General features: G+C 42.1%; 4 protein-coding genes. All 4 read left to right on the top strand.

Annotation, left to right across the window (positions count from 1 at the left end):
- Nucleotides 1–93: 93 nt before the first annotated feature.
- Entirely contained in the window at nt 94–993 is a 900-nt protein-coding gene (locus tag J0K78_RS16435) for an ABC transporter ATP-binding protein (RefSeq protein ID WP_206948001.1), read from the top strand.
- Nucleotides 986–2239 carry an ABC transporter permease gene (locus tag J0K78_RS16430; protein WP_206948000.1) on the top strand — a complete coding sequence of 418 codons (1254 nt, stop codon included), beginning with the start codon at nt 986–988 and terminating at the stop codon, nt 2237–2239. The genes J0K78_RS16435 and J0K78_RS16430 overlap by 8 nt, the downstream gene beginning before the upstream one ends.
- Nucleotides 2240–2411: 172 nt before the next feature.
- Nucleotides 2412–3650 carry a metallophosphoesterase family protein gene (locus J0K78_RS16425; protein WP_206947999.1) on the top strand — a complete coding sequence of 413 codons (1239 nt, stop codon included), beginning with the start codon at nt 2412–2414 and terminating at the stop codon, nt 3648–3650.
- A complete protein-coding gene (locus tag J0K78_RS16420) occupies nt 3647–6529 on the top strand; it encodes an ATP-binding protein (protein WP_206947998.1) in 2883 nt (960 codons plus the stop codon). Before J0K78_RS16425 ends, J0K78_RS16420 begins: the two co-directional genes overlap by 4 nt.
- The last annotated feature ends 3 nt before the right edge of the window (nt 6530–6532 follow it).

The following is a 6532-nucleotide window of genomic DNA, read 5'->3' as shown; positions in this document are numbered from 1 at the left end:
ATTCTTTAATAAAAGTTTTTTTAAGAACGGATAAGGATGAATGAAACCATTGAGTTATAAATTACGTACATAAGGAGAAAAGGGGGAGAAATGATGACGCTACGATTGGAGAAAGTGACGAAAAGGTTCGGGTCTTTTACAGCCGTTGATGACTTGTCATTGGAAATTCCGGAAAAACAGATCTTTGGTTTTCTAGGTGCGAACGGAGCGGGTAAAACCACTACCTTTCGCATGGTTCTCGGTTTATTAGATCAAACCAGAGGTGAAATATCCTGGAATGGTGGAGATATTGGCTATGATCAGAGTCATTTAATCGGCTATTTACCGGAGGAAAGAGGACTTTATCCCAAGCTGAAGGTCCAGGAACAACTGGTTTATTTAGCGAAATTAAGAGGGATGAAAAAGTCAGAGGCCGTTCAACAGATTGGGCATTGGCTTGATCGGTTTAAGGTACCAGAATATAAAAATAAGAAAGTTGAAGAATTATCAAAAGGAAATCAGCAGAAAATCCAGTTCATCTCAGCTGTGTTACATAAACCAAAATTGTTGATATTGGATGAGCCTTTTTCTGGTCTTGACCCCGTTAATGTGGAAATGTTGAAAAAAGCAGTCATTGATTTGAAAGAAGATGGAACATCGATTGTGTTCTCCTCACACCGGATGGAGCATGTAGAGGAATTGTGTGAAAGTCTTTGTATTCTCCATCACGGCTCACCGGTGGTTCATGGAAAGTTGAAAGAGATTAAAAAATCATTCGGGAAAAAGAATGTGAAAGTCATCGCAGATTTTGACCTTGCTTATTTGGAAAGGGTCCCTGGAGTAACAAAATATAAGCCATTGGGAGATGGCTGTGAAATCCAGATTGAGAGTGAGGAAATTGCTCAGCGTATTTTTGAAGAACTGCAAGGAAAAGGATTTGTACGCAAATTTGATCTAGAAGAGCCGACTTTGAATGATATCTTTATCGAAAAGGTGGGTGCTTCTTATGAATAAGTTCTTTATTATGGTTGCTCAGACCTATAAAAACCGTGTGAAATCGAAATCCTTTCTAATTACGACAATTATTACTGTAGCACTTATTTTTGCTTTATCTAATCTTCAATCCATCATCGAGACATTCAGTGACGTGGATGAAGAAAAGAAAGTGGCTGTTCTGACGGACAATGAAGAATGGTTCCAATCACTAAATCAGGTCGTGTCGATGAATGACAATCTCAGCCTTGAAGAATATGAGGGAACCCTTGAGGAAGCTCAAGCAGCGGTAGAAGAAGGGGACTTTCAATCTGCTGTTGAAGTGGAACAAGGAGAAGAGGGGCTGCCTGAAGCGACTTATTATGCGAATAAAATCGCGAACACAGGAGAAAGCGATCCAGTCCGCCAGGCGCTTCAACAACTGAAAGTTCAGTATGTGACGAAGCAGGCTGATGTCGATCCTGCCATTATTCAACAAATGAATGCTCCTGTAAGCTTTGAGCTCGTAGCGTTGGAAGAGAGTGCAAAAACGGCAGAAGAACTCAACCAGACACGCGGACTTGTGTACGTAATGCTCTTTTTCCTTTACTTCTCTGTGATCATGTATGGGCAGATGATCTCTACGGAGGTAGCCACAGAAAAATCCAGTCGCGTCATGGAAATTTTAGTTTCCAGTGTATCGCCAGTTTCTCAGATGTTTGCGAAAATTTTCGGCATTGCTTTGTTAGGATTGACGCAATTCGCTATCCTTATATTGGCAGGGTACTTGGGCATCCAACAGAGCAAAACACTTGGAGATGGTTCAATGCTTAGTTTCTTCGGCTTTGACGACATCAATCCTGGTACAATCATTTATGCCGTGGTTTTCTTCATTCTTGGCTATTTGCTTTATGCTACCTTAGCGGCGACTTTGGGGTCTCTCGTCAGTCGCCTGGAGGATGCGCAGCAATTATTGGCACCTATGATTATGCTGGTTGTAGCTGGTTTCCTCATTGCGATGTTCGGCCTTGGCATCCCTGATTCCACTTTCATCACGGTCAGTTCTTATTTCCCGTTCTTTACACCACTGATCATGTTTTTACGTGTAGGGATGTTGGAAATACCGATTTGGGAAGTCGCTTTATCAATCGGTATCCTCGTCGGATCCATCCTTGTGCTTGCGTTGATTGGCGCACGGGTCTACCGTGGCGGTGTACTGATGTATGGGAAGTCCACTTCCTTAAAAGATTTAAAAACGGCTTTACAGCTCTCTAAAAAAGAGAAGTAGTGAAAAACCCCTTTGTTAAGGGGTTTTTTGTTTTGACTGTACATATGCTAAAAACTCATGAGATGGATGGATCACAGAAGAAACCTGTCCTTTTGTTTCTTATAGTATGAGAACGTGCATTCGGTTTTTGGCTCTGTTAAAATGAAAGTAATCATAGAATAGGAGGCTGATCATGTTGGAGTCATCGATTCGATTCATTCACAGCGCAGATTTACATATCGACAGCCTTTTTAAAACAAAGGGATACTTACCGGGTGAATTGTTAGAAAGGCTGCGACAAAGTACGTTCGAAGCGTTCGACCGTTTAATTCATGCTTGTATAGAAAATAAGGTGGATTTTCTATTGATTGCTGGTGACTTATACAATGAGGAAATTCGGAGTATTAAAGCTCAGGTTCATCTTAGACGTGGGTTTGAACGTCTTCAAGAAATGGATATTCATGTTTATATCAGTTATGGTAACCACGACTATATAGAGGGGAAAACATTACCCATTAAAATGCCCGACAATGTACATATTTTTCAAAGTCAGAATGTTGCCCATCACTCTTTTGAGAAGAATGGGGAGGTACTGGCTCATATTTATGGATTCAGCTATGAGACAAGAGAAGTTCGAGATCGCAAAGTCCCGTTCTTTACCAAGGAAGAGGGGGCGGACTATCACATTGGAATGCTTCACGGCAGTCTGGATACGAATACAGACCATGATGTATACGCACCTTTTTCATTGCAGGAGTTGAGGAGGCAGGAACTGGACTATTGGGCCTTGGGGCACATCCACAAACGGTCAGTTCTATCGACGGATCCACCCGCCCTGTACCCTGGGAATATCCAGGGGAGATCACGAAAGGAATCGGGAGAAAAAGGGTGTTACCTTGTCGAACACATTTCTGGAGAATGGAATTATCATTTTGTTCCCCTGCAGAGCATTACATATGTCTCCACCACGGTGGATGATCTTGAGAATACACCATCTGAAGAATTGGAGAGAGTGTTGGAGAGAGCGAAAGGAGAAGTCGCTGGCGGTTCTCCTGTCATGTTGACAATCACGTTGGTGGGATATGCAGGCTCTATAGAGGATATCCAAGAATGGGTGGAAGTCGTTAATGAGAATGAAGACTTTGGTTCAGATGATTGGGTCTGGATTGAGGAAATCAAGATCGAAGGTCGCGCAACATGGGATGAAGAGGAGTTAATGGGGGGTTCTCATTTTACTGGTGAACTATTGCGGACTATTTCTGAATTAAATGAAGAAGAAATAGAAGAGTGGCTTTCTCCTTTGTTCAACCATCGAAAAGCTTCCAAGTATATACACCCGATTAAAGGTGAAGAAACGTCAGATGTGATCGAACAAACGAAAACACTTCTGTTGGAACGGATGATTAACCATGAGAGGAGGAGGACAATTTGAAGATCATCCATTTATTCATATTCGGATTTGGCAAGTGGAAGGATTATTCTTTGGATTTAACTGATCCACCTCCTCATCTTATCATAGGGGAAAATGAAGCAGGAAAGTCGACGCTCTATGAATTTATCTTGTTTATGTTATTTGGGCTGCCTCCAAAGCAACGGTTGTCTTTCGTACCTAAAACCGGTGGAAGCATGGGTGGGCGTCTTGTTCTTTCAACTGAACAATATGGAAGAGTGACGATTGAGAGAAAACACGAACATGAGAACGGAAAAGCGATCTGCCGTTTGGAGACGGGGGAGGAAAAGGATGAATCATGGCTTCGGAACTTGCTGGATGGAATGGAACGCAGGGTATTTGAATCCACCTATAGTTTTAATGCGGAGGACTTGATGGAATTAAAGAATTTATCAGGTCATGAGCTAGGAGAGGCCCTTTTGAATATCGGGTTAACTGGATCTGATCAAATTTATCAGACAGAAAAATGGCTTCAAAAACAAATGGATGAACGTTTCAAGCCGAACGGAAAGAAGCCGCTCATTAATGAGCAGCTTCGAGTGGTTGAAGAGTTGCAGCAGAAGAAAAAAATATTGGATGAGGAAGAAGAAAACTATATACGGCTTCAACAAACAAAAGATACATTGAATGAACGCATACGAACACTTGGGGAGAACTGGCAGGAAACCATCAATCAAATCTACATAACAGAACAAGTCCTGAAAGTGAGATCTATAATTGTTGATTACCATTTAATAAAGGATGAAGTAGAGAAGCAAAACAGAATTTCATTTCCTGAAGCCGGGGTGGAGCGTTATCAACAAGTGAAGGAAGTCCTGTTGCCTCTTCAATCGGAACAAAAGCTATTGGAAACAAATATAGAGGAACTTGAAGCCTCTATTCAACACTTGGAAGACGGAGGCGATCCATCTCGAGAAGAAGAAGGAGAAAAGCTCCTGGAAACAGGATATCCAAAGTATGAACAAGCTGTCTCTGAGCTTGAGCGCCTTTTACAACAGATCAGTCGTATTGATGAACAGGTAGAGGAAGATAAAAGTCATATTGATGTGCCATTGGATATAGATGATCTAGAGGAATATCCGCTGCCTTTTTATATTGAAGAAACATGGCGGGCTTTGAAGAAGGAAAAAGATGAAGTGGAACGTGAGGAAGCATATATCCAGGAACAATCCGCTGACATCAATCGGGAGTTTGAAAAGATAGAGGAACGTAAACATTTGATAGAGAACGAGAGGATTGGTGAGGAAACAGCCAAAGAATATGAAGAAAAGTTGCAGAGGAGCTATCAGACGGCAGCAGCGTCTGACCAAGACATAACAGACTTAAGGAATAGACGCTTGTTAGGGGGAGTATTAGCCGTATTTTCATTGGGGATTGGCGGGTTCCTGGAAGGAATGGTGCTATTTATCGTGTGTTTGGCCATAGCCGCTCTTCTTGCCTTGTACAGTTACAGCTATCACAAAAAGATAGTGGAAACCTCCAGGCAAAATATGAAGACATCCATTCCGGTTGAAGAAATGGAACAAGCGAGGGCACAGCTTCAGAAATATGATGCTCAAAAAAATGAGTATCATCATCTCCGCGAGCAGTGGAAGCAGTTGAACCAGGAAGAGATTCGGCTGCAGGAGAAGACTCACCATCTGCAACAACGAAAAAGAAGGTTGGAAAGCACTCTCGACGAACAAAGAAATCTCTATCCTTTCCTAGCTTATTTAGACGTGGAGCACTGGGAAAAGCTCTATCATCTTTTGTCACAATTGAAAGAAAAAAAACGCACGCAGAAACGGCTGCTTCAGGACAAAGAGAAGCAGTCTTCCGTAATCAACCATATCAAAAAAAATCTGGAAGCGTTTTGTAGAAGAGAAAAGTGGGAATTCTACGAAGAGAATATGGAACACCAGTGGAATCGTTTGAAAGAGTGGGTCCAGGAGAAGCGTCATAACAGACAGAAAATCATCCAGGCAGAAGAGCAGTTGGAAGCCTTGTATAAACGTGTGAAAAATATTAATGTGAAGCTTTCTACTTATGTGGATCAGCAACAGGAACTTTTCAAAGAAGTCAGGGTGGAGAAGGAAGAAGACTTTTACACAAGGGCGAAGCAGAGGGAAAAACAAGAGGAGCAGGAAAAGCAGCTCCAGGATTTAGAACGTCAGCTGCAGCGCATGTTGTCGGAAAGAGAGCAGCAGGATTACCTTGTGTGGACGGAGGTGCCAGAAAAAGCTGCACTTTCGGCCCGTCTCGAACGACTTCAAAGCGAAAAACAAAAGATTGAAGCTGAACAGAAAAAGACTCAGCAGGCTATGGCAGATAACCAGAGTGCCATCCAGCAGCTTGAGCACTCAGATGAACGCTCAAACATTACCCACAAACTGCACAAAGAAAAAGCGGAACTTCAAAAACAGTCAGAAGAATGGGCCGCTTATCAACTGGCCTGGAAGGCATTGGAGAAGACGAAACATGCGTACAAAGAAAAATACTTGCCACTTATTCTAAGGAAAGCTACGAACTATTTTCATAGACTGACGGACGGAAATTATGTGGATGTGAAAATTTCCCCTGATGATGATCGCATTAAGGTTATTAGCAAGCGGGGGTTCACTTATTTTCCAATGGAACTTTCACGAGGCACAAAGGATCAATTGTATGTTTCTTTCCGCTTGGCTCTCGGGGAAACAATGGCGGATGATTTGTCACTGCCGTTTCTCGTAGATGATGCCTTTGTTCATTTTGACCAAAAGAGATTAAACCTGATGATTCAACTTTTCGAGCAATTATCTAAAAAGCACCAAGTCGTTCTTTTTACATGGCGAGAAGATTTGGAAGAAGCGTTTCATTCTCCTCAAGTCCTGAGATTGAGTTAAAAT

It is taken from the genome of Halobacillus sp. GSS1 (genome assembly GCF_017307035.1).
Lineage (GTDB): Bacteria > Bacillota > Bacilli > Bacillales > Halobacillaceae > Halobacillus > Halobacillus litoralis.
Note: the sequence above shows the minus strand (reverse complement) of the source record. Positions and strands in the feature narration are given on the sequence as shown.